This is a genomic window from Porphyrobacter sp. TH134 (assembly GCF_002855495.1).
In the GTDB taxonomy this organism is placed as follows: Bacteria; Pseudomonadota; Alphaproteobacteria; order Sphingomonadales; family Sphingomonadaceae; genus Erythrobacter.
In genome coordinates this window covers 1-2,707 of the sequence record NZ_PKRO01000080.1, presented here as the reverse complement: position 1 = coordinate 2,707, position 2,707 = coordinate 1, and the positions used below count along the sequence as shown (strand labels likewise).

Genomic DNA, 2,707 nt, shown 5'->3' with positions numbered 1-2,707 from the left:
TGCCTTGGAACTGGGGACCGCGCGCTGCAGCGCTCGCCGCATAAACCCGGCCTACGATCCGGTCGGGATCACGCCGCGGCCTTCACCGGATGGATACAACTCCTTGGTGTCGCGCGACAATCAGGGTGAGAATGCGCGACAATCAAGATGAGAATCCGGTGTGGGGGGGACGGCGCAGGGCGTAGCCCGCAGCCGTTCTCCCCACACCGGAGCGCCCCTCTTGGGGGCAGCCGGAGATGATCGCGGCGTCAGGTATGATGGGGTTTTCCCTTGAGGAGGACCCCGTGTGTGCCTGGCCGTCACATAACCGATCATCAGATGAGGCTGTTTATGACATTGAGAAGAGACCACCCGGTGGCCGTGGCTGCGGCGAAGGCGGGAATGAGCACGGCTGCGGGCTATCGGCTGTTGAAGAAGCCGCAGCTGCCCTCCCAGACGAAAGCGCCGCGCGGGCGTCGTCGCCCTGATCCGCTTGCAGGGTTCTTCGACGAGGAGGTTGTGCCGCTGCTGGAAGCATCCCCTGGCCTGCGGCCGATTGCGATCTTTGAGGAGCTGCGCCGCAGGCATGGCGATCTGCCATTTGCGCGCCGGACGCTGGAGCGGCGGATCAGGGACTGGCGTGCGCTGCATGGACCCGAGCGCGAGGTCATCTTCCGGCAGTTGCATGAGCCGGGCCGGCTTGGCCTGTCGGACTTTACCCATATGGGCGATCTCAACGTCACGGTCGCAGGCGTGCCGCTGGAGCATATGCTCTATCACTTCCGGCTGACCTATGGCGGGTTCGAGCACTGCCATGTGATCCTAGGCGGCGAGAGCTTTGTTGCCTTAGCGGAGGGGCTGCAGAACGCCTTGTGGTCGGCAGGCGGTGCTCCCCGGCTTCACCGGACGGATAGCCTGTCGGCGGCGTTCCGTAATCTTGACGCCGATGCCCGCGCTGATCTGACCACGCGATATGATGCGCTGTGCCAGCATTACGGGATGGAGCCGACCCGCAACAATACAGGCGTTGCTCATGAGAACGGCTCGATCGAGAGCTCTCACGGCCACATCAAGGCTGTGGTGAGGGATGCCTTGCTGCTGAGGGGAAGCAGCGACTTTGCTGATCTGGCGGCGTATCGCGGCTTTATCGATGAGGTCGTGACCGCGCGCAATCGGCGCCATGCTCCCTCGATCGATGTCGAGCGCCGGACCTTGCAGCCGCTGCCTGACACGCGCACGAGTGATTATGAGAACGTGCTGGTCAGGGTCACCTCATCGGGCGGCTTCACCTTGCGCAAGGTGTTCTACACCGTGCCTTCAAGGCTAATCGGACACCGCCTGCGCGCGCGGCTCTATGATGACCGGATCGATCTGTTCTTGGGCAGCACCCTGCTGATGACTCTGGTGCGTGGCCGCGCCGGCGACAATGGCAAGCATGGTCATATCGTCGATTACCGGCATGTGATCCACTCGCTGCGGCGCAAGCCGATGGCGCTCATGGGGCTGGTCTATCGCGATAGCCTGTTCCCCCGCGACGCCTACCGACGGATGTTCGAGCATCTGCTGGAGCAAGAGGGCGAGCACTCCGCCTGCAGGATTACCGTTGATCTGCTGGCCATGGCGCATGAGCGCGCTTGTGAGGCTGAACTTGCCGGACTGCTCGAAGCAGATCTTGCCGCGCGGCGATGCCCTGACATAGCTGCCCTGCGCAGCCGGTTCTCGCCTGATCCTGAGCAATTACCTCAGGTGGATGTAAAGCTCGGGCATCTTGCCTCCTACGACAGCCTGATCGGTTGGGGAGAGGCGGCATGAGCACACCCCCGATGATCGACGCCCAGCGGCTCAGCCTGATGCTGAATGAGCTGCGCTTGCCAGCAATCAAGCATATGTGGGGCGACTTTGCTGCGCGTGCCGACAAGGAAGGCTGGCCTGCCGCTCGGCTTCTGGCTGCGCTCGCCGAGCATGAGATCGCCGAACGGGACCGGCGGCGGACCGAGCGGCATCTGGCTGAGGCCAAACTCCCCGCCGGAAAGACCCTCGACACCTTCGCGTTCGATGCCGTGCCCATGGTCTCCAAGGCGCAGGTCATGGCAATGTGCGCGGGCGACGGATGGCTAGAGCAAGGTGCCAACCTCATCCTGTTCGGCCCGCCCGGTGGCGGCAAGACCCATCTGGCAGCCGCCATCGGCCTGGCGCTGGTCGAGAATGGGTGGCGCGTCCTGTTCGCGCGCACTTCCGACCTCGTGCAGCGGCTCCAGGTCGCCCGGCGTGAACTGGCGCTCGAATCCGCGCTGACAAGGCTCGACAAATACCACCTTCTGGTGCTCGACGACTTCGCATATGTCAGCCGCGATCAGGCCGAAACATCAGTCCTGTTCGAGCTGATCAGCGCCCGCTATGAACGCCGCTCGATGCTGATCACCGCCAATCAGCCCTTCGGCGAGTGGAACAGCATCTTCCCCGATCCGGCCATGACGCTCGCCGCAGTGGACCGACTGGTCCACCACGCAACAATCTTCGAGATGAACGTCGAAAGCTATCGGCGGCGGACTGCCCAGGCACGCCGGTCAGGGCCCGGCCGACCCGCCAGCTTCACCACGCCCAAGGTCCTTGAAGCCGTCCGCGACAATCAGAGCCTGACTCAGAAGTTCATGTGATCTGGCAATGGCTTGCGATGAGGCGGGTGAGGCGGCGGATATGGGCGATGGTGGTCCACGCGGTGGAACTC

2 protein-coding genes are annotated in these 2,707 nt (G+C 63.6%); both read left to right on the top strand.

The annotated features are described in order from the left end of the window. Positions 1-288: 288 nt before the first annotated feature. Complete coding sequence (gene istA, locus C0V72_RS15870) at positions 289-1,791, top strand: IS21 family transposase (RefSeq protein ID WP_101795096.1); 1,503 nt, start codon at positions 289-291, stop codon at positions 1,789-1,791. Further along, a complete protein-coding gene (gene istB / locus C0V72_RS15865) occupies positions 1,788-2,636 on the top strand; it encodes an IS21-like element helper ATPase IstB (protein ID WP_101795095.1) in 849 nt (282 codons plus the stop codon). Before istA ends, istB begins: the two co-directional genes overlap by 4 nt. The last annotated feature ends 71 nt before the right edge of the window (positions 2,637-2,707 follow it).